The sequence below is a fragment of the Streptomyces sp. NPDC023723 genome (assembly GCF_040639815.1).
GTDB lineage: Bacteria > Actinomycetota > Actinomycetes > Streptomycetales > Streptomycetaceae > Streptomyces.
In genome coordinates this window covers 1-17,920 of the sequence record NZ_JBFAAP010000032.1, presented here as the reverse complement: position 1 = coordinate 17,920, position 17,920 = coordinate 1, and the positions used below count along the sequence as shown (strand labels likewise).

Here is a 17,920-nt window from a genome sequence, read left to right as displayed (position 1 = left end):
CCGGGTCGCGCACGTCCCAGTACCTGTGAACCTTGGGAGACGGCACCATGACCCAGCAGTCAGTGGAGCCCACGACCACCGCCGAGGACGCGGGCGCGGGTTCCCGCGTCCCGGCCGGCCGGTCGTGGCTCGATCGGTACTTCCACATATCCCGGCGCGGCTCGACCGTCGCGCGCGAGGTCCGCGGCGGCGTCACCACCTTCATGGCGATGGCGTACATCCTGCTGCTCAACCCGCTGATCCTGTCCGGCAAGGACGCGGCCGGCGACACCCTGGCCGCCCAGGCGCTGATCACCGCGACCGCGTTCGCGGCGGCCCTCACCACCCTGCTGATGGGCTTCGTCGGCAAGGTGCCGCTCGCGCTCGCCGCCGGCCTGTCCGTCTCCGGCGTGCTGGCCTCGCAGGTGGCGCCCGCGATGACCTGGCCGCAGGCGATGGGCATGTGCGTGATCTACGGCGTGATCATCATGCTGCTGGTAGTCACCGGTCTGCGCGAGATGATCATGAACGCCATCCCGGTGCCGCTGAAGCACGGCATCACCATGGGCATCGGCCTGTTCATCGCCCTGATCGGCCTCTACAAGTCCGGCTTCGTCCACCAGGGCGAGGCCACCCCGCTCAGCCTCGGCCCGGCCGGCCGGCTCACCGGCTGGCCGGTGCTGCTGTTCGCCGTGACCCTGCTGCTCATCTTCATGCTCCAGGCGCGGAACACCCCCGGCGCCATCCTGATCGGCATCGTGGCCGGCACGGTGGCCGCGGTGGTGCTGAACGCCGCCGGGGTGGTCGACCCGAAGCAGTGGGCGGGCGGGGCCCCGGGGATCGACGGCGGCGCGGTCTCCATGCCCGACTTCTCGCTCTTCGGGCACGTCGAGTTCGGCGGCTGGGGCGAGGTCGGCGCGATGACCGTCGGAGTGATCGTCTTCACCCTGGTGCTGGCCGGGTTCTTCGACGCGATGGCCACCATCATCGGCGTCGGTACCGAGGCCGGGCTCGCCGACCAGCGGGGCCGGATGCCCGGCCTGTCCAAGGCGCTGTTCATCGACGGGGCCGGCGGCGCGATCGGCGGGGTGGCCGGCGGCAGCGGCCAGACCGTGTTCGTCGAGTCGGCCACCGGCGTGGGGGAGGGCGCCCGGACCGGCCTCGCCTCGGTGGTCACCGGCGCGCTCTTCGCGGCCTGTCTGTTCTTCACCCCGCTCACCGCGATCGTGCCGCAGGAGGTCGCGTCGGCGGCGCTGGTGGTCATCGGCGCCATGATGCTGACGAACGCCCGGCAGGTGGACTGGACGGACCGGGCGAGTGCGGTACCGGTCTTCCTGACCGTGGTCCTGATGCCCTTCACTTACACCATCACGACCGGTGTCGCCGCCGGCGTCATCGCGTACACCGCGATCAAGGCCGGGCAGGGCAGGGCGCGGGAGGTCGGGCCCTTCATGTGGGTGCTGACCGCGCTCTTCCTCGTCTACTTCGCCCTCGGACCGATCGAGAGCCGGCTGGGCGTGCACTAGCCCCGGCCAGGGAACCCGTCCCACCGAACCCCGTACCCGAGGAGACCGACAGATGCTGGACATCGCCGAACAGCTGCACCGGTGGGTCGAGCAGGGCCGCGACTTCGCCGTCGCCACCGTGGTGGCGGTCAGCGGCAGCGCGCCCCGCCGGCCCGGCGCCGCCCTCGCGGTGGACACCGCGGGCACGGCGGTCGGGTCGGTCTCCGGGGGCTGTGTGGAGGGCGCCGTCTACGCGCTGTGCGAGCAGGCGCTGAGTGATGGCCGGCCGGTCCTGGAACGGTTCGGCTACAGCGACGAGGACGCCTTCGCGGTCGGGCTGACCTGCGGTGGCGTCATCGACATCCTGGTCGTGCCGGTCCGGGCGGGCGACCCCGGCCGCCCGGTGCTGGCCGCCGCGCTCGCGGCCGCCGTGCGGGGGGAGGCGACGGCGCTGGCCCGGATCGTGGCCGGCCCGGCGGAGCTGGTGGGCCGGGCGGTCGCGGTCCGCCCCGACGGCACCCGGTACGGCGGTCTGGGCGCCCACCCGGACCTGGAGGGCACCGTCGCCGCCGAGGCGGGCGCCTTCCTGGACGCGGGCCGTACCGGCACCCTGGAGATCGGCGCGGAGGGCTCGCGCTGCGGGGCGCCGCTGACCGTGCTGGTGGAGTCCGCCGTACCGCCTCCGCGGATGATCGTCTTCGGTGCGATCGACTTCGCCGCCGCGCTGGTGCGGGCCGGCAAGTTCCTCGGCTACCGGGTCACGGTCTGCGACGCGCGGCCCGTCTTCGCCACGCAGGCCCGCTTTCCCGACGCCGACGAGATCGTGGTCGCCTGGCCGCACGAGTACCTGGAGCGGACCGACGTCGACGGCCGTACCGTCCTGTGCGTCCTGACCCACGACGCCAAGTTCGACGTACCGCTCCTGGAACGGGCGCTGCGGCTGCCGGTGGCGTACGTCGGCGCGATGGGCTCGCGCCGCACCCACCTGGACCGGCTGGCGCGGCTGCGCGAGGTCGGCGTGCCGGAGGGGGAGCTGACCCGGCTGCGGTCCCCGATCGGCCTGGACCTCGGCGCCCGCACCCCCGAGGAGACGGCGCTGTCCATCGCCGCCGAGATCGTCGCCGCCCGGCGCGGCGGCACCGGCGTCCCGCTGACCGGCGCGCACACCCCGATCCACCACGACGGGACGCGGCCGGCTCAGCCGATCGGCGCCGGCATCGGCACCACCTCGTAGGCCAGCGAGATGGTGTCCCCGGTCGCCGGGTCGCCCAGCTCCACCCGCCAGGCGTCGGCGAACTGGTCCACCCCGTCGGCCATCGGGATGGTCCCCGAGATCAGCACGGTGCCCGGCACCAGCTCACCCCGCTCCCGCAGCACCCCGGCCCAGTAGGCGGGGGTCAGCAGCTCGGCCAGGGTGCCGTCCTGGATCGGCGTCTCGGTGCCGCCGTGGCCGACCCATGCGCGCAGCGTCAGCTCGTCCAGCCGCTGCTCCACGTCGGCCAGCCGCCAGGCCCGGCGGGCCAGCACGTCCGGGCCCGCGTTCTTGCTCCAGGCCACGCCGTGCACCTCCAGCTCCCGGTCGGTGTGGTCGCAGGCGGCGGTCAGCAGCAGCTCGCCGCCGTCCGCCACGATCAGCGCCCACTCCGCCTCGCCGGAGGTCCGGCCGTGCTGCGCGGCCACCGAGGCGGTCTGCTGTGCCAGATAGGGCGAGACCGGGTAGAGGGCGGGGATGACGGACGGCGCCGGCACCCCCAGTTCCGCCAGCTCGGCGACGTGCGCGGCCACGTCGTCCTGGCCGCGTCCGGCGTATCCGGCGTTCAGCACCAGGCGGACGTCGACGTCGCGGGTGGTTCCATCGGGCAGTTCGAAGGTCAGCACGGGCATGGGGACTCCAGTTTCGGATGGATTAACTTCCCCCGAGGGGCTTGCGCATACGACCTGTATACAAGAAGTATGCCGGAAGGTCCACGTACCTCAGGCAAGGACGACAAGCATGCAAGACACCCGGCCGGACAGTTCCGGCATCCGCCGTGCCTTCTTCGCCAGCCTCACCGGCACCGCCCTGGAGTGGTACGACTTCGCCGTCTACTCCGCGGCCGCGGCCCTGGTCTTCGGCGACCTCTTCTTCCCCTCCGAGGACCCGCTGACCGGCACCCTGCTGGCGTTCTCCACCTACGCGGTCGGCTATGTCTCCCGGCCGCTGGGCGGCATCGTCTTCGGCCGGCTCGGCGATGTCATCGGCCGCAAGAAGGTGCTGATTGCCACGCTGGTGCTGATCGGCGCCGCCACCTTCCTGATCGGCGTGCTGCCCGCCTACTCCACCATCGGCGTGGCCGCCCCGGTCGCCCTGGTGCTGCTGCGGTTCGCGCAGGGCGTCGGGGTCGGCGGCGAGTGGGGCGGCGCGGTGCTGCTGTCCAGCGAGTTCGGCGACCCGAAGCGGCGCGGCTTCTACGCCTCCGCCGCCCAGATCGGGCCGCCGGCCGGCAACCTGATGGCCAACGGTGTGCTGGCCGCGCTCGGCGCGCTGCTGACCGAGGACCAGTTCACCGACTGGGGCTGGCGGGTCGCGTTCCTGGTGTCGGCGGCGCTGGTCGGCTTCGGGCTGTGGATCCGGGCCAAGCTGGAGGAGACGCCGGTCTTCAAGGCGATGGAGGCCGCGCAGGACCGGCCGCAGGCGCCGGTGCGCGAGGTGTTCACCACCCAGCCCCGGGCACTGACCGCCGCGATCCTCAGCCGGGTCGCCCCCGACGTGCTCTACGCCATGTTCACCGTCTTCGTGCTCACCTACGCCACCGACGAACTGGACATGTCCCGCGGCTCCGCGCTCACCGCCGTACTGATCGGCTCCGCGCTCCAGATCTTCCTCATCCCGCTGGCCGGCGCCCTCACCGACCGGGTCAACCGGCGGCTGGTCTACGGCGTCTCGGCGGTCGGCACGGGCATCTGGCCGTTCGTCTTCTTCCCGATGGTGGGCGGCGGTTCCTGGCCGCTGCTGGCCCTCGGCGTTGTGGTGGCGCTGGTCCTGCACTCCCTGATGTACGGTCCGCAGGCGGCCTTCATCGCCGAGCAGTTCTCGCCGCGGCTGCGCTACACCGGCTCCTCGCTGGCGTACCCCCTGGCCGGGGTGATCGGCGGGGCGGTGGCGCCGCTGCTGTTCACCGCGCTGCTCGGCGCCTTCGACAGCTGGGTGCCGCTGGCGCTGTACATCGCGCTCACCGCGGTGATCACGGTGGTGGGGCTGGCGCTGGGCCGGGACGCGGACACCGCCGAGCACGAGGAGGCGCGGCTCGTGGAGACCACGTACGCCGCCCGCTGACGTTCCGTACCACCGACGAAGGGACACCGCATCCATGCGTATCGCACTGAGCCAGCTCACCACCGGCACCGATCCGGCGCGGAACCTGGCACTGATCGAGGGGGAGACCCGGCGGGCCGCCGAGGCCGGGGCCCGGGTGGTGGTCTTCCCCGAGGCGTCCATGATCTGCTTCGGTACGTCCTTGAAGCCGGTCGCCGAGCCGCTGGACGGCCCCTGGGCCGACGGCCTGCGCAAGATCGCGGCGGCTGCGGGGGTGGTGGTGGTCGCGGGCATGTTCACCCCGGCGCCGGACGGCCGGGTCACCAACACGCTGCTGGCCACCGGCCCCGGCGTCGAGGCGTCCTACGACAAGATCCACCTCTACGACGCGTTCGGCTTCGCCGAGTCGGACACCGTGGCGCCGGGCTCGCGGATCGTCACCATCGACGTGGACGGCGTCCGGCTCGGCCTCGCCACCTGCTACGACGTCCGCTTCCCCGAACTGTTCCGGGCGCACGCCGACGCGGGCGCGGTCGGCACGTTGCTGGCCGCGTCCTGGGGCGCGGGGCCCGGCAAGCGGGAGCAGTGGGAACTGCTGGTGCGGGCCCGGGCGCTGGACGCGACGGTGTTCGTCGCGGCGGTGGGGCAGGCCGACCCCGAGGCCGGCGGGGTCGCCGTGCCGGCGAAGGCGCCGACGGGGATCGGGTACAGCTTGGTGGCGGGGCCGGACGGTTCGGTGCGGTACGCGGCCGGCGCGGGGCCTGAGCTGGTCCTTGCCGACCTGGACTTCGACGAGGTCGCCGGTGTTCGGAAGAAGATCTCGGTGCTGGCCAACCGGCGGCTGTGAGGCGTTACTCCGCAGGGGCGGGACGGGCGAGGAGCGCGGTGACGGCCTGGTCGAGCGTGGTGGCCGGGCGTCCGAGAACGTGGCGGAGATCGTCGGTCTGCAGCTCCAGCGCGCCGGCCCTGACCTGCTCCTCCAGCCAGCCCTGCGCACCGGGCGCGCGCTCTCGCCGGTCCCGGCGGACGACGGTCCGGCCGCCGACGCGGCTGAGCGCGTCGGCGAGCTGGTGGTACGTCCACCGGCCGCCGGTGAAGTCGTAGGCGCGGCCGAGGTGGCCGTCCTCGGTCAGGACCCGGGCGGCGGCCTCGGCGAGATCGGCGCGTGAGGCGGTGTTGAGCCCGCGCCCGCCGGTGCCGTCGGCCAGTTCGCCCGAGGCGACGGCCGCGCGCAGGCCCGGATGGAGGAACGCCTCGCTGTAGAAGGGATGACGCAGCAGGGTGTGCGGCACCCCGGCGGCCGCCAGGGCGCGTTCGGTGGTGTGGTGGGCGGCGGTCATCCCGTCGGCCTGGGTACCGGCGCCCAGGAAGCTGGTGTAGACGACCGACCCGACCCCGGCGGCGCGGGCCGCGTCGATGGCGGCCCGGTGCTGTCCGGCGCGGCGGGCGGGGTCCAGCTCCGGGGACGAGACGAGCAGCAGCCGGCCGGCCCCCGCGAACGCGGTGCGCAGCGTCGCCGGGTCGTCGTAGTCCCCGTGCCGGACCTGGACGCCGCGGGCGGCGAGGTCCGCGGCCGCGTCCGGGTCGCGCACCGCGGCCACGAGGCGGCCGGCGGGGCGGCGGGCCAGCAGCCGGTCGATGACCAGCCTGCCCAGAGCCCCGGAAGCGGCCGAGACGACAATCATGCGCGACTCCTTGAGCACGAGGTGACCGTCCCGCGCGGTGTCCCGCGGCTGCCCGGTCCTGCGAACGTCCGGCCCACCTTCGACGAGCAACAGGCCGCGCGTCAAAGCCTTTTCGGGGCGCCCCGCCGATCGGGCCTCAGCCCGCGAGCAGGACCCGCAAGGTCGACTTCAGGTGCCCGTCGATCGCCGCGCAGGCCGCCGCCGCGTCCCCGGCGGCCAGGGCGTTCAAGATCTCGCCGTGTTCGTCGAGCACCGCGTCCTGGCGGCCCCGGGCGTTGTACAGGGCCACCACGCCCGCCCGGACCTGGCGGCTGCGCAGCCCCTCGTAGTGCTTGTCCAGCAGGGTGTTGCCGACCGCCGTCACCAGCGTCATGTGGAACTGCTGGTCCACCGCGATGAACTCCCGGGCCTGGTCCGGGCCGGTCAGGCCGTGCTGCCGGGCCAGCAGTTCGCCCAGTTCCCGCAGCGGACGGCGGTCCGTGGTGATCACCCGCTCGGCGGCGTACCGCTCGACGATGCCGCGCAGCTCCATCAGCTCGGTGATCTCCCGGCCGGACAGCGGGGCGACGCGGGCGCCCCGCTTGGGCACCAGCTGGACCAGATCCTCGGCGGCGAGCAGCAGCAGCGCCTCCCGGATCGGGGTGCGCGAGACGCCGATGCGGTCGGCGACCTCCTGCTCGGAGAGGAACTCGCCCTGCATCGCGGGGTCCGTCAGCACCGTCTCCTTCAGGTAGGCGTACGCCTTCTCCCGTCCGGACGTCACCACGGGCCCCCTGCCTCGCATACAGCTCGTATACAGTCGTTGCAGGCAGAAGTTAGCACGCCTCAGACGGTGACGACGAGCTTGCCCAGGGGATGGCCGTCGCGCAGGTGCCGGACGGCGGCCGGGGCCTCGGCCAGCGGGTAGGCGCGGTCGACGACCGGGACGACGGCGCCTTTCTCGGCCAGCTCCTTCAGGGTCAGCAGGTCGGGGCGGCGGACCACCGCGACCAGCGGGCGCAGGCGCTCCCGGACGGGGGTGGACAGGAGCAGGGCGCGCAGGTTGCGGTCCAGGCCGCCGAGGACGGGGCCGGCGTTCTCGCCGCCGACCAGGACGGCCGTGCCGCGCGGGGCGAGCAGCCGGCGCAGGGCGCGCAGCGGGCGGTTGCCCGCGGCGTCGACGATCAGGTCGTAGCGGCCGGTGAGGTCCTCGCGGGTGTAGTCGAGGACGTCGGCGGCGCCGAGGGAGCCGACCAGCGCGGCGCCGGCCGGACCGCACACGCCGGTGACCCGGGCGCCGTGGTGCGCGGCGAGCTGGACGGCGTAGGTGCCCACGCCGCCGGAGGCGCCGATGACCAGGACCCGCGTGCCGGGGCGCGGGCGGGCCGCGGCCAGCGCCTGGAGCGCGGTGACCCCGGAGACGGGCAGCACGGCCGCCTGTTCGAAGGTGAGCCCGGCGGGCTTGGGCGCGATCTTGGCGGCCTTGGCCCGGGCGTACTCGGCGAAGGAGCCCGTGCCGCTGCCGAAGACCTCGTCCCCGGCGCGGCAGCCGGTGACCCGGGCGCCGACCGATTCCACGGTTCCGGCGAGGTCCCAGCCGGCCACCGGGCAGGCGGGGCGGCGCAGGCCGACCTGCGGGCTGATCCGGGCGATGTACGGCCGTCCGGTCATCAGGTGCCACACGCTCGGGTCGACCCCGGCGGCGTGCACCCGGACCAGCACCTCGTCGGCGCGGGGCACGGGGCGGTCGATGTCGCGCAGGGTGAGGGAGTCGGCTGAACCGAAGGAGTTCTGGACGATGGCCTTCATCGGGCTCTCCTTGACCGGGGACTGGTCGGGCCGGTGCACGCTCGGATCGTCCCGGGCGGTGCGTGGCGCCGACCAGTCGTCGGCGGGAGGTTCGGTCAGAACCGGTCAGCGCGTCCACCGCGGTAGACGTCCGGCGGTGGTCTCACGGTCGGCGCAGCAGGCGGTTGACCGCGCGGCCGAAGACATGGCGGCCGGAGCGCTCCAGGGTGGTGTCCAGTGCCGACGGGAGCAGGCGGACGGTCAGCTCCTCCTGCCAGCGGACCCGGGTACGGCCGCCGGGGCCCGGGCGGACCTCGATCTCCGCCCAGCCGCGCACCAGCCGGCCCCGCTTCTCCAGCCGGCACCGGCCGGGCCCGCCGTCCTCGGGCGGCTCCCAGACGGTGACCTCCATCGGGTCGTCGAAGGCGAGCGGGCCGAACCCGGTGCGCGCGACGAAGCGGGTGCCCAGGCCGGTGGGCGGGTCGGTGGTGACGGTGATCCGGGTCAGCGGTACCGCGTCGCCGTGCCGCTGCCACTCGGTGAGCCGGCGCCAGGCCTCGGCCGGCGGGAGCGGCGCCGTGCGTTCGAGCAAGAAGGTGGCCACGGGACGATCGTAGGGAATGCGCGGCGGTGCCGGCCCCCGCGGCCGGTCGCACGGGCGGCGGTAGTGGCCGCCCCCATGCATGTCTCGAATGTCCGTTCGGGGTATGAAATGCGGCGTTCGGTTACTCGCGGGCACGGAAGTGAAGGCGAGAGTGAGGAGAGCCCCGTGAGCGAGAGCCTCAGCGGCGGCCGGTCCTGGCGCCGGGCGCTGGTCACCGGCGGCGCCGGTTTCGTCGGATCCCACCTGTGCGAGCGGCTGCTCGACGCCGGCACCGAGGTGGTCTGCCTGGACAACCTCGCCACCGGCGCCCGCGGCAACGTGGCCGCCCTGGAGCGGGCACCCGGCTTCCGGTTCGTGCGCGCCGACGCCACCGACCCGGCCGCGCTGCGCGCCCTGCCCGGCCGGTTCGACCTGGTGCTGCACTTCGCCTGCCCGGCCTCCCCGGCCGACTACCTCCGGCTGCCGCTGGAGACCCTGGACGTGGGCTCCACCGGCACCCGGCACGCCCTGGAGCGGGCGGCCGCCGACGGCGCCCGCTTCCTGCTCGCCTCCACCTCCGAGGTCTACGGCGACCCGCTGGAGCACCCGCAGCGCGAGAGCTACTGGGGCAACGTCAACCCGGTCGGCCCGCGCAGCGTCTACGACGAGTCCAAGCGGTTCGCCGAGGCGCTGACCACCGCGCACCGCCAGGTGCACGGCACCGACACCGCCATCGTGCGCATCTTCAACACCTACGGCCCCCGGATGCGCACCGGCGACGGCCGCGCCGTGCCCACCTTCATCGCCCAGGCGCTGGACGGCGTACCGCTCACGGTGGCCGGCGACGGCGGCCAGACCCGCTGTCTGACCTACGTCGACGACACCGTGGACGGCGTGCTCGCGCTCGCCGCGTCCCGGGAGACCGGGCCGATGAACATCGGCGGCGAGGACGAGATCACCATGCTGGAGCTGGCCCGGCGGATCGTCGGCCTCACCGGCTCCGGCTCCCGCATCCGGTTCGTCGAGCGCCCCGTGGACGACCCCGGGCGGCGCCGCCCCGACACCACGCTGGCCCGGGAACGGCTGGGCTGGCGGCCGCGCACCGACTGGAACCAGGGCCTCGAACACACCATCGGCTGGTTCGCGCACGCCGTCGCGGCCTGAACCCCTGGGGCGGGAGACTACGGAGGGTGGTTTTGCCCTCTCTTTCCGGAATTGAGCTGTTTCCAAGTGTTTGAGACAGCTGCCGCGCGGCACCCGCGCTCCGGAAGCGACACAGGACGGAGCACAGCCCATGCGCATCCTCGGTATCAACGCCCTGTTCCACGACCCCGCCGCCGCCCTCGTCGTGGACGGCAGGACCGTAGCGGCGGCCGAGGAGGAGCGGTTCAGCCGCCGCAAGCACGGCAAGCGGCCGGTGCCGTTCGCCGCCTGGGAGATGCCGGAACTGTCGGCCCGCTGGTGCCTGGCGCAGGCCGGCCTGCGCCCCGGCGAACTGGACGCCGTCGCCTACTCCTTCGACCCCAAACTCGCCCGGCCCGCCCGGGACATGGGCCTGGACGACCCCTGGGACCCGCTGCGCCTGGAGTACGCCCGCCGCGCGCCGCGGTTCCTCGCCGAGGCGCTGCCCGGACTCGACCCCGACCAGGTCGTCTTCGTCCCGCACCACGTGGCGCACGCCGCCTCCGCCGGACCGGCCTCCCCGCACCCCGACAACGACGTGCTCGTCCTCGACGGACGCGGCGAGTGCGCCTCCCACCTGGCCGGCCGCTACCGCGACGGCAAGCTCGACACCCTCGCCACCCAGGCCCTGCCGCACTCGCTCGGCCTGGTCTACGAGGAACTCACCGAGCACCTCGGCTTCCTGCGCTCCAGCGACGAGTTCAAGGTGATGGCGCTCGCCTCCTACGGCAAGCCGCGCCTCGCCGGCCGGCTGCGCGAGCACGTGCACGCCACCGGCGACGGCGGCTTCCGCGCCCACGGCGTCGACTGGGCCGCGCTGGCCCCCGCCCGGCCGAAGGGCGAGGACTGGACCCAGGCGCACGCCGACCTCGCCGCCAGCGCCCAGGCGGTCCTGGAGGAGACCCTCCTCGAACTCGTGCACTGGCTGCACCGCGAGGCCGGCGGCGAGTCCCTGACCATGGCCGGCGGCGTCGCCCTCAACTGCGTGGCCAACACCCGGATCGCCCGGCAGGGCCCCTACCGCAACGTCTGGGTGCAGCCCGCCGCCGGGGACGCCGGGACCGCGCTCGGCGGCGCCCTGCACGTCGCCGCCGCCCAGGAGGGCGCCGCGCCCGAGCCGATGCCCGGCGCCGCCCTCGGCCGCGGCTGGCGCGACGACGAGCTCCGCGACTGGCTGGAGAGCGCCGCCGTGCCCTACGAGGAGCCCGCCGACATCGCCGAGACGGTCGCCGCGGAACTCGCCCGGGACGGCGTCGTCGCCTGGTTCCAGGGCCGCAGCGAGTACGGGCCGCGCGCGCTCGGCCACCGCTCCCTGCTGGCCCACCCGGGCCGCGCGGAGAACCTGGAGCGGCTCAACGCCGTCAAGGGCCGCGAGGAGTTCCGGCCGGTCGCCCCGATGGTGCTGGCCGACCGGGCCGCCGAGATCTTCTCCGGCGGGCCGATCCCCAGCCCGTACATGCTCTTCGTGCACGACGTCGCCGCCGCCTGGCGGGACCGCATCCCGGCCGTCGTGCACGTCGACGGCACCGCCCGCATCCAGACCGTCGAGGAGCGCCGCGAGCCGCTCGTCGCGCGGATGCTGCACGCCTTCGAGCAGCGCACCGGACTGCCGGTCGTCGTCAACACCAGCCTCAACACCGCCGGGCGGCCCATGGTCGACGACCCGCGCGACGCGCTGGAGTGCTTCGGCTCCGCGCCGGTCGACCTGCTGGCCATCGGACCGTTCGCGGTCCGCCGGGGGAAGGTCTTCGGATGACCGGCTACACGGTGGTGATCCCCACCCTCGTCCGGTCCACGCTGGCCGACTGCCTGGCCGCGCTGGCCGCCGCGCACGGACCGAAACCGGACGCCGTGGTCCTGGTCGACGACCGGCCGGCCCCGGACGCCGACGCCGCCCCCGGCGCGCTGGAACACCCGCTGACCGTCCTCGGCGAACTGCGCGACCGCACGGTCGTACTGCCCGGCGGCGGCCGCGGACCGGCCGCCGCCCGCAACACCGGCCTCGGCGCGGTCGGCACCGAGTGGACCGCGTTCCTCGACGACGACGTGCAGGTCGGCCCGCACTGGTGCGACCAGCTGGTCCAGGACCTCGCCGCGGCCGCCCCCGACACCGGCGCGGTCCAGGGCGTCATCGCCGTACCGCTGCCCGGCGAACGCCGCCCCACCGACTGGGAACGCGGCACCGCCGGGCTCGCCACCGCCCGCTGGATCACCGCCGACATGGCCTACCGCACCCAGACCCTCAAACAGGTCGGCGGCTTCGACGAGCGCTTCACCCGCGCCTTCCGCGAGGACGCCGACCTCGCGCTGCGCGTCCTCGACGCCGGCTGGCGCATCCGGCAGGGCCGCCGCACCACCCGGCACCCGGTCCGCCCGGCCTCCCGCTGGGCGTCGCTGAAACAGCAGCGCGGCAACGCCGACGACGCGCTGATGCGGCGGCTGCACGGCCCCGACTGGTGGGACAAGGCGGTCGCGCCCCGGGGCCGGATCCGCCGCCACCTGGCCATCACCGCCGCGGGCGCCGCCGCCCTGCTGCTCGGCGCCGCCGGCCGGCCCCGGGCCGCCGCGCTCGCCGGGCTCGGCTGGGCGGCCGGCACCGCGGAGTTCGCCTGGGCCCGCATCGGGCCCGGGCCGCGCAGCCGCGCCGAGGTGACGACCATGCTGGTGACCAGCGCGCTCATCCCGCCGGCCGCCACCTGGCACCGGATCGGCGGCGAGCTGCGGCACCGGTCCGCGCCCGTCTGGCAGGAGGTGGCCGCATGAGCGGCGTCAAGGCCGTGCTGTTCGACCGCGACGGCACCCTCGTGCACGACGTCCCCTACAACGGCGACCCCGAGCGGGTCCGCCCGGTCGACGGCGCCCGCGAGGCCCTGGACCTGCTGCGCGCGCACGGCATCCGCACCGGCGTCGTCACCAACCAGTCCGGTGTCGCGCGCGGTCTGCTCACCGACGCCGAGGTACGCGCCGTCAACCACCGCATCGACGACCTGCTCGGCCCGTTCGACGTGTGGGCCATCTGCCCGCACGGCCCGGACGACGGCTGCCACTGCCGCAAGCCGGAGCCGGGCATGATCCTGTGGGCGGTCGGCCGGATCTGCACGCACCCCGCCGAGGCCGTCGTCATCGGCGACATCGGCGCCGACCTGGAGGCCGCCCGCCGGGCCGGCGCGCACGGCATCCTGGTCCCCAACGAGGCGACCCGGCCCGAAGAGACGGCCGCCGCGGAGCACCTCGCGCCGGACCTGCTGACCGCCGTACGCGCGGTCCTGGCCGGCCCGCCGAAGGGCCGGGTACTGGCGGACGAACGGCCCATCGAGAACGCCTACAGTACGGGCGGGGGGCCGCGATGAGAGCCATCGTCACGCGGCTCGACAGCTTCGGCGACGTCCTGCTCGCCGGACCCGCCGTGCGGGCCGTCGCCGCCCGCGCCGACCACGTCACCCTGCTGTGCGGCAGCCGCGGCGCGCCCGCCGCGCGGCTGCTGCCCGGCGTGGCCGAGGTGCTGGTGTGGGACGCGCCCTGGGGCGGGTTCCAGCCGCCCGCCGTGGACCGCGCCGACATCGACGCCCTCACCGCCCGGATCGACGCCGGCACCGGCCTGATCCTGACCTCCTTCCACCAGTCCCCGCTGCCCACCGCCCTGGTGCTGCGGCTGGCCGGCGTCCGGTACCTGGCCGCCGACAGCGAGGACTACCCCGGTTCGCTGCTCGACCTGCGCCACCGCCGCACCCCGGGCGCCCACGAGGCCGAGGCGGCGCTGGAACTGGCGGCGGCCGCCGGGTTCCCGAGCCCCGACGACGGGCGGCTGCGGGTGCGCCGGCCGCCGGACGTGCGCGAGCTGACCGGACCGGGCCGGTACGTCGTGCTGCATCCCGGCGCCAGCGTGCCGGCCCGCGCCTGGAGTCCCGGCCGGGCGGCGGAGGCGGTCCGTGAACTGGCCGCCGCCGGACACCGGGTGCTGGTCACCGGCGGCCCGGACGAACGCGACCTCACCGCGTACGTCGCGGGCGAGCACGGCACCGACCTCGGCGGCCGGACCGCGGCCCCGGAACTCTCCGGCGTCCTGGCCGGCGCCGAGGCGGTGGTCACCGGCAACACCGCCCCCGCCCACCTGGCCGCCGCCGTCGGCACCCCCGTCGTCTCCCTGTTCGCCCCGGTCGTCCCGGCCGAGCGCTGGCGGCCGTACGGCGTGCCGTACGTGCTCCTCGGCGACCAGGACGCGCCCTGCGCCGGCAGCCGGGCCCGGGAGTGCCCCGTACCGGGCCATCCCTGTCTGAACACCGTCACCGCCACCGACGTGGCGGCCGCCGTCGAGAAACTCGCGGGGGAGAGATCATGAGGATCCTCATCTGGCACGTGCACGGCTCGTGGACCACCGCCTTCGTGCAGGGCCCGCACACCTACGTCGTCCCGGTCACCCCCGACCGCGGCCCCGACGGCCGCGGCCGGGCCCGCACCTGGGACTGGCCCGAGTCGGTGATCGAAGTCCCGCCGGAGCGGCTGCGCGACGAGGAGATCGACCTCGTCGTCCTCCAGCGCCCGCACGAACTCGCCCTGGTGGACCGCTGGCTGGGCCGCCGCCCGCCGCTGGTGTACCTGGAGCACAACGCCCCCGACGGCGACGTGCCGGACACCCGCCACCCGGCGGCCGGCGTCCCCGGCGTCACCCTGGTCCACGTCACCCACTTCAACCGGCTGATGTGGGACGCGCCGGGCACCGAGACCACCGTCGTCGAACACGGCATCGTCGACCCCGGCCCGCGCTGGACCGGCGAACTCGACCGCGCCGCCGTGGTCGTCAACGAACCCGTCCGGCGCGGCCGCACCACCGGCACCGACCTGCTGCCCGCCTTCGCCCGCGCCGCCCCCCTGGACGTCTTCGGCATGGGCACCGAGGGCCTGGCCGCGCACCTCGGCGTCGACCCCGGCCGCTGCCGCACCCAGGACGTGCCGCAGCACGACCTGCACACCGAACTCGCCCGGCGCCGCGTCTACGTCCACCCGGTCCGCTGGACCTCCCTCGGCCTGTCCCTCCTGGAGGCCATGCACCTGGGGATGCCCGTGGTCGCCCTCGCCACCACCGAGGTGACCGAGGCCGTCCCGCCGGGCGCCGGAGTGGTCTCCAACCGCCTCGACGTACTGACCGACGCCGTACGCGACTTCCTCGCCGACCCGCACCACGCCCGCGCGGTCGGCCAGGAGGCCCGGGCGGCGGCCCTCGCCCGCTACGGGCTGTCCCGCTTCCTGGACGACTGGGAGCGGCTGCTGAAGGAGGTGACCCGATGAGGATCGCCATGGTGTCCGAGCACGCGAGCCCGCTCGCCGCGCTCGGCGGCGTCGACGCCGGGGGACAGAACGTCTACGTGGCCCGGCTCAGCGAGGAACTGGCCCGGCGCGGCCACGACGTCACGGTCTACACCCGCCGCGACTCCCTCGACCTGCCCGACCGGGTGCCACTGCCCGGCGGCGCGGTCGTCGAGCACGTGCCCGCCGGACCGGCCGAGACGGTGCCCAAGGACGGCCTGTTCCCGTACATGCCCGCCTTCGGCGCCCACCTGGCCCGCGCCTTCACCCGGGACCGGCCCGACGTGGTGCACGCCCACTTCTGGATGTCGGGCCTGGCCGCCCAGATCGGCGTACAGCCGCACGGCATCCCGCTGGTGCAGACCTTCCACGCCCTCGGCACCGTCAAGCGCCGCCACCAGGGCCTCAGGGACACCAGCCCCTACGAACGCATCGGCATCGAGCGGCAGCTCGGCCGCTCCTGCGCCCGGGTGCTGGCCACCTGCACCGACGAGGTGGTGGAACTCGGCGACATGGGCGTGCCCCCGCGCCAGGTCTCCGTGGTGCCCTGCGGCGTCGACGCCCAGCACTTCCGCCCCGGCGCCGACACCGGCCACACCCCGGCCCGGCGGCACCGCTACCGGCTGCTCGCCTGCGGCCGGCTGGTCCCCCGCAAGGGCTACGAACACGCCGTCCGGGCCCTCGCCCACATCCCCGACGCCGAACTCGTCGTCGCCGGCGGCCCGCCCGCCGACGAGGTGGACACCGACCCGGAGGCCCGGCGGCTCACCGGCATCGCCCGCCGCACCGGCGTCGCCGACCGGGTCCGGCTGCTCGGCGCCGTGCACCCCGAACACATGCCGACCCTGCTCGGCAGCGCCGACCTGGTGCTGTGCACCCCGCACTACGAACCGTTCGGCATCGTGCCGCTGGAGGCGATGGGCTGCGGCGTGCCGGTGCTCGCCACCGACGTCGGCGGCCACCGCGACTCGGTCGCCGACGGCGTCACCGGCCGGCTCGTGGAACCGCACAACCCGGAGGCGATCGCCGACGTGGCCCGGGTGCTGCTGCCCGACGACCGGCTGCGCCGCGGCTACGGCACCGCCGGCCGCGAACGGGTCCTCAGGCACTACACGTGGCGGCGCGTCGCCGACGGCGCCGAACAGGTCTACCGGCTCACCCTCGCCGACCACGAACTGGCCAAGGAGGTGGCGTGATGACCGTGCACCCGCCCGTCGTCGGGCACTGCGACGAACTCCAGGACGCGCTGGCCGCGTTCCGCGGCTCCGCGCACATCACCCAGCGCTGGGGCGAGCGGCTCGCCGCCGTGCTCGGCGGCGGCGGCCGGCTGCTGGCCGCGGGCAACGGCGGCAGTGCCGCGCAGGCCCAGCACCTGACCGCCGAACTCGTCGGCCGCTACCGCGACGACCGGCCGCCGTTCTCCGCGATCGCGCTGCACGCCGACACCTCCTCCACCACCGCCATCGCCAACGACTACGGCGTCGACGAGGTCTTCGCCCGCCAGGTCCGCGCGCACGGCCGGGGCGGCGACGTGCTGATGCTGCTGTCCACCTCCGGCGCCAGCGCCAACCTGCTGTCCGCCGCGGACGCCGGCCGGGCGGCCGGGATGCGGGTGTGGGCGCTGACCGGCTGCGACCCCAACCCGCTGATGGCGGGCAGCGACGAGGCGCTGTGCGTGGCCGCCGCCAGCACGGCGACCGTCCAGGAACTCCATCTGGTCGCCGTGCACATGATCTGCGCGGCCTTCGACGCGGCCCTGGACCGGGCCGTCCGCCGGGGAGGCGGCCATGCCTGAGCGGACCCCGCTGGTCGTCGTCGGCGACGCGCTGCTGGACCGCGACCTGACCGGCACCGCCGACCGGCTGGCCCCCGACGCGCCGGTGCCGGTGGTGTCGGACTGCGCCGAACGGGTCCGGCCGGGCGGTGCCGCGCTGGCCGCCTACCTCGCCGCCCGCGACGGCCGCGACGTCACCCTGATCACCGGCCTGGGCGACGACCCGGTCTCCGGTGAGCTGCGCGAACTGCTCGAACCCTGGCTGACCCTGATCCCGCTGCCGCTCAGCGGCACCCCGCCGGAGAAGACCCGGGTGCTCGCCCACGGCCGCCCCGTCGTCCGCCTCGACCGCGGCGGCGGACGCGCCCGCGCCGCCACCGACGAGGCCCGCGCCGCACTGCGCGCCGCGCACGCCGTACTGGTCTCCGACTACGGCCGCGGCACCGCCGACGCGCTGCGCGAGGAGCTCACCGAGCGCCCGCCGCTGGTCTGGGACCCGCACCCGCGCGGCGGCGGGCCGGTGCCCGGCACCCGCCTGGTGACCCCGGCCGAGAAGGAGGCGCACGGCTTCGCGCCCGGCGACGCCCGCCCCGACGGCACCCTGCGGGCCGCCGCGCACATCGCCGCCGACCTGGTCCGGGACTGGAAAGTGGCCGCCGTCGCCGTCACCCTCGGCGGGCGCGGCGCCCTGCTCTCCTACGGCGAACACCCGCTGCTGGTGCCCGCGTCCGCCGCCCACCCCGGCGACTCCTGCGGCGCCGGCGACCGGTTCGCCGCGACCGCCGCCGGACTGCTGGCCGACGGCACGCTGGTCGGCGAGGCGGTGGAGGGCGCGGTGGGCGCCGC

18 protein-coding genes are annotated in these 17,920 nt (G+C 75.2%); 13 read left to right on the top strand and 5 right to left on the bottom strand.

Going from position 1 to position 17,920, the window contains the following annotated elements:
• Positions 1–47: 47 nt before the first annotated feature.
• Together AB0G32_RS27405 and AB0G32_RS27400 are read left to right on the top strand one after the other, a co-directional pair.
• Entirely contained in the window at positions 48–1,505 is a 1,458-nt protein-coding gene (locus AB0G32_RS27405; RefSeq protein WP_361168695.1) for an NCS2 family permease, read from the top strand.
• A gap of 52 nt (positions 1,506–1,557) precedes the next feature.
• A complete protein-coding gene (locus AB0G32_RS27400; RefSeq protein WP_361168692.1) occupies positions 1,558–2,718 on the top strand; it encodes an XdhC/CoxI family protein in 1,161 nt (386 codons plus the stop codon).
• On the opposite strand, the gene AB0G32_RS27395 is transcribed toward AB0G32_RS27400, so the two are convergent.
• On the bottom strand, positions 2,682–3,368 hold the full coding sequence (locus tag AB0G32_RS27395; protein ID WP_361168689.1) for a DUF2848 domain-containing protein: 687 nt from the start codon (positions 3,366–3,368) through the stop codon (positions 2,682–2,684). The genes AB0G32_RS27400 and AB0G32_RS27395 overlap by 37 nt on opposite strands.
• Positions 3,369–3,477: 109 nt before the next feature.
• Here AB0G32_RS27395 and AB0G32_RS27390 point away from each other — a divergent pair, with 109 nt between their 5' ends.
• Complete coding sequence (locus AB0G32_RS27390) at positions 3,478–4,800, top strand: MFS transporter (RefSeq protein ID WP_361168686.1); 1,323 nt, start codon at positions 3,478–3,480, stop codon at positions 4,798–4,800.
• Positions 4,801–4,834: 34 nt separating this feature from the next.
• Positions 4,835–5,626: a carbon-nitrogen hydrolase family protein gene (locus AB0G32_RS27385; protein WP_361168683.1), complete on the top strand. Its 792-nt coding sequence runs from the start codon at positions 4,835–4,837 to the stop codon at positions 5,624–5,626.
• Between the two features lie 4 nt (positions 5,627–5,630).
• Here AB0G32_RS27385 and AB0G32_RS27380 read toward each other — a convergent pair whose 3' ends face one another.
• The 4 genes from AB0G32_RS27380 to AB0G32_RS27365 all read right to left on the bottom strand — a co-directional run bounded on the left by AB0G32_RS27380 (position 5,631) and on the right by AB0G32_RS27365 (position 8,835).
• Positions 5,631–6,464: an NAD(P)H-binding protein gene (locus tag AB0G32_RS27380; protein WP_361168680.1), complete on the bottom strand. Its 834-nt coding sequence runs from the start codon at positions 6,462–6,464 to the stop codon at positions 5,631–5,633.
• 136 nt (positions 6,465–6,600) lie between these two features.
• Positions 6,601–7,227, bottom strand: coding sequence for a GntR family transcriptional regulator (locus AB0G32_RS27375; protein ID WP_361168677.1), 627 nt, complete (start codon positions 7,225–7,227; stop codon positions 6,601–6,603).
• Positions 7,228–7,289: 62 nt separating this feature from the next.
• The gene (locus AB0G32_RS27370) at positions 7,290–8,291 is read right to left on the bottom strand and encodes an NAD(P)-dependent alcohol dehydrogenase (protein ID WP_361168674.1); all 1,002 of its coding nucleotides are present in this window, start codon (positions 8,289–8,291) and stop codon (positions 7,290–7,292) included.
• 103 nt (positions 8,292–8,394) lie between these two features.
• Entirely contained in the window at positions 8,395–8,835 is a 441-nt protein-coding gene (locus tag AB0G32_RS27365; RefSeq protein ID WP_361168671.1) for an SRPBCC family protein, read from the bottom strand.
• A 108-nt stretch (positions 8,836–8,943) separates the two neighbouring features.
• On the opposite strand from AB0G32_RS27365, the gene AB0G32_RS27360 reads away from it, so the two are divergent.
• The 9 genes from AB0G32_RS27360 to AB0G32_RS27320 all read left to right on the top strand — a co-directional run.
• Positions 8,944–9,978 (top strand): NAD-dependent epimerase/dehydratase family protein, encoded by a 1,035-nt coding sequence (locus tag AB0G32_RS27360; RefSeq protein WP_361168668.1) that lies wholly within the window; start codon positions 8,944–8,946, stop codon positions 9,976–9,978.
• A 130-nt stretch (positions 9,979–10,108) separates the two neighbouring features.
• Positions 10,109–11,752 (top strand): carbamoyltransferase C-terminal domain-containing protein, encoded by a 1,644-nt coding sequence (locus AB0G32_RS27355; protein ID WP_361168665.1) that lies wholly within the window; start codon positions 10,109–10,111, stop codon positions 11,750–11,752.
• Positions 11,749–12,759: a glycosyltransferase gene (locus AB0G32_RS27350; RefSeq protein WP_361168662.1), complete on the top strand. Its 1,011-nt coding sequence runs from the start codon at positions 11,749–11,751 to the stop codon at positions 12,757–12,759. The genes AB0G32_RS27355 and AB0G32_RS27350 overlap by 4 nt, the downstream gene beginning before the upstream one ends.
• Positions 12,756–13,346, top strand: coding sequence for an HAD family hydrolase (locus AB0G32_RS27345; protein WP_361168659.1), 591 nt, complete (start codon positions 12,756–12,758; stop codon positions 13,344–13,346). Before AB0G32_RS27350 ends, AB0G32_RS27345 begins: the two co-directional genes overlap by 4 nt.
• Positions 13,343–14,335 carry a glycosyltransferase family 9 protein gene (locus AB0G32_RS27340; protein WP_361168656.1) on the top strand — a complete coding sequence of 331 codons (993 nt, stop codon included), beginning with the start codon at positions 13,343–13,345 and terminating at the stop codon, positions 14,333–14,335. Before AB0G32_RS27345 ends, AB0G32_RS27340 begins: the two co-directional genes overlap by 4 nt.
• Positions 14,332–15,282, top strand: coding sequence for a glycosyltransferase (locus AB0G32_RS27335; protein WP_361168653.1), 951 nt, complete (start codon positions 14,332–14,334; stop codon positions 15,280–15,282). The genes AB0G32_RS27340 and AB0G32_RS27335 overlap by 4 nt, the downstream gene beginning before the upstream one ends.
• On the top strand, positions 15,279–16,496 hold the full coding sequence (locus tag AB0G32_RS27330; RefSeq protein ID WP_361168650.1) for a glycosyltransferase: 1,218 nt from the start codon (positions 15,279–15,281) through the stop codon (positions 16,494–16,496). Before AB0G32_RS27335 ends, AB0G32_RS27330 begins: the two co-directional genes overlap by 4 nt.
• On the top strand, positions 16,496–17,095 hold the full coding sequence (locus tag AB0G32_RS27325) for an SIS domain-containing protein (RefSeq protein WP_361168647.1): 600 nt from the start codon (positions 16,496–16,498) through the stop codon (positions 17,093–17,095). Before AB0G32_RS27330 ends, AB0G32_RS27325 begins: the two co-directional genes overlap by 1 nt.
• Positions 17,088–17,920 (top strand): PfkB family carbohydrate kinase (locus AB0G32_RS27320; protein WP_361168644.1); only part of this gene is annotated, 833 nt, incomplete at its 3' end. The genes AB0G32_RS27325 and AB0G32_RS27320, both read left to right, overlap by 8 nt.

Bases quoted from the DNA above. Each gene is read 5' to 3' on its own strand.
- AB0G32_RS27405 (WP_361168695.1), top strand. From the start codon at position 48: ATGACCCAGCAGTCAGTGGAGCCCACGACCACCGCCGAGGACGCGGGC.
- AB0G32_RS27400 (WP_361168692.1), top strand. From the start codon at position 1,558: ATGCTGGACATCGCCGAACAGCTGCACCGGTGGGTCGAGCAGGGCCGC.
- AB0G32_RS27395 (WP_361168689.1), bottom strand. From the start codon at position 3,368: ATGCCCGTGCTGACCTTCGAACTGCCCGATGGAACCACCCGCGACGTC.
- AB0G32_RS27390 (WP_361168686.1), top strand. From the start codon at position 3,478: ATGCAAGACACCCGGCCGGACAGTTCCGGCATCCGCCGTGCCTTCTTC.
- AB0G32_RS27385 (WP_361168683.1), top strand. From the start codon at position 4,835: ATGCGTATCGCACTGAGCCAGCTCACCACCGGCACCGATCCGGCGCGG.
- AB0G32_RS27380 (WP_361168680.1), bottom strand. From the start codon at position 6,464: ATGATTGTCGTCTCGGCCGCTTCCGGGGCTCTGGGCAGGCTGGTCATC.
- AB0G32_RS27360 (WP_361168668.1), top strand. From the start codon at position 8,944: ATGCGGCGTTCGGTTACTCGCGGGCACGGAAGTGAAGGCGAGAGTGAG.
- AB0G32_RS27355 (WP_361168665.1), top strand. From the start codon at position 10,109: ATGCGCATCCTCGGTATCAACGCCCTGTTCCACGACCCCGCCGCCGCC.
- AB0G32_RS27350 (WP_361168662.1), top strand. From the start codon at position 11,749: ATGACCGGCTACACGGTGGTGATCCCCACCCTCGTCCGGTCCACGCTG.
- AB0G32_RS27345 (WP_361168659.1), top strand. From the start codon at position 12,756: ATGAGCGGCGTCAAGGCCGTGCTGTTCGACCGCGACGGCACCCTCGTG.
- AB0G32_RS27340 (WP_361168656.1), top strand. From the start codon at position 13,343: ATGAGAGCCATCGTCACGCGGCTCGACAGCTTCGGCGACGTCCTGCTC.
- AB0G32_RS27335 (WP_361168653.1), top strand. From the start codon at position 14,332: ATGAGGATCCTCATCTGGCACGTGCACGGCTCGTGGACCACCGCCTTC.
- AB0G32_RS27330 (WP_361168650.1), top strand. From the start codon at position 15,279: ATGAGGATCGCCATGGTGTCCGAGCACGCGAGCCCGCTCGCCGCGCTC.
- AB0G32_RS27325 (WP_361168647.1), top strand. From the start codon at position 16,496: ATGACCGTGCACCCGCCCGTCGTCGGGCACTGCGACGAACTCCAGGAC.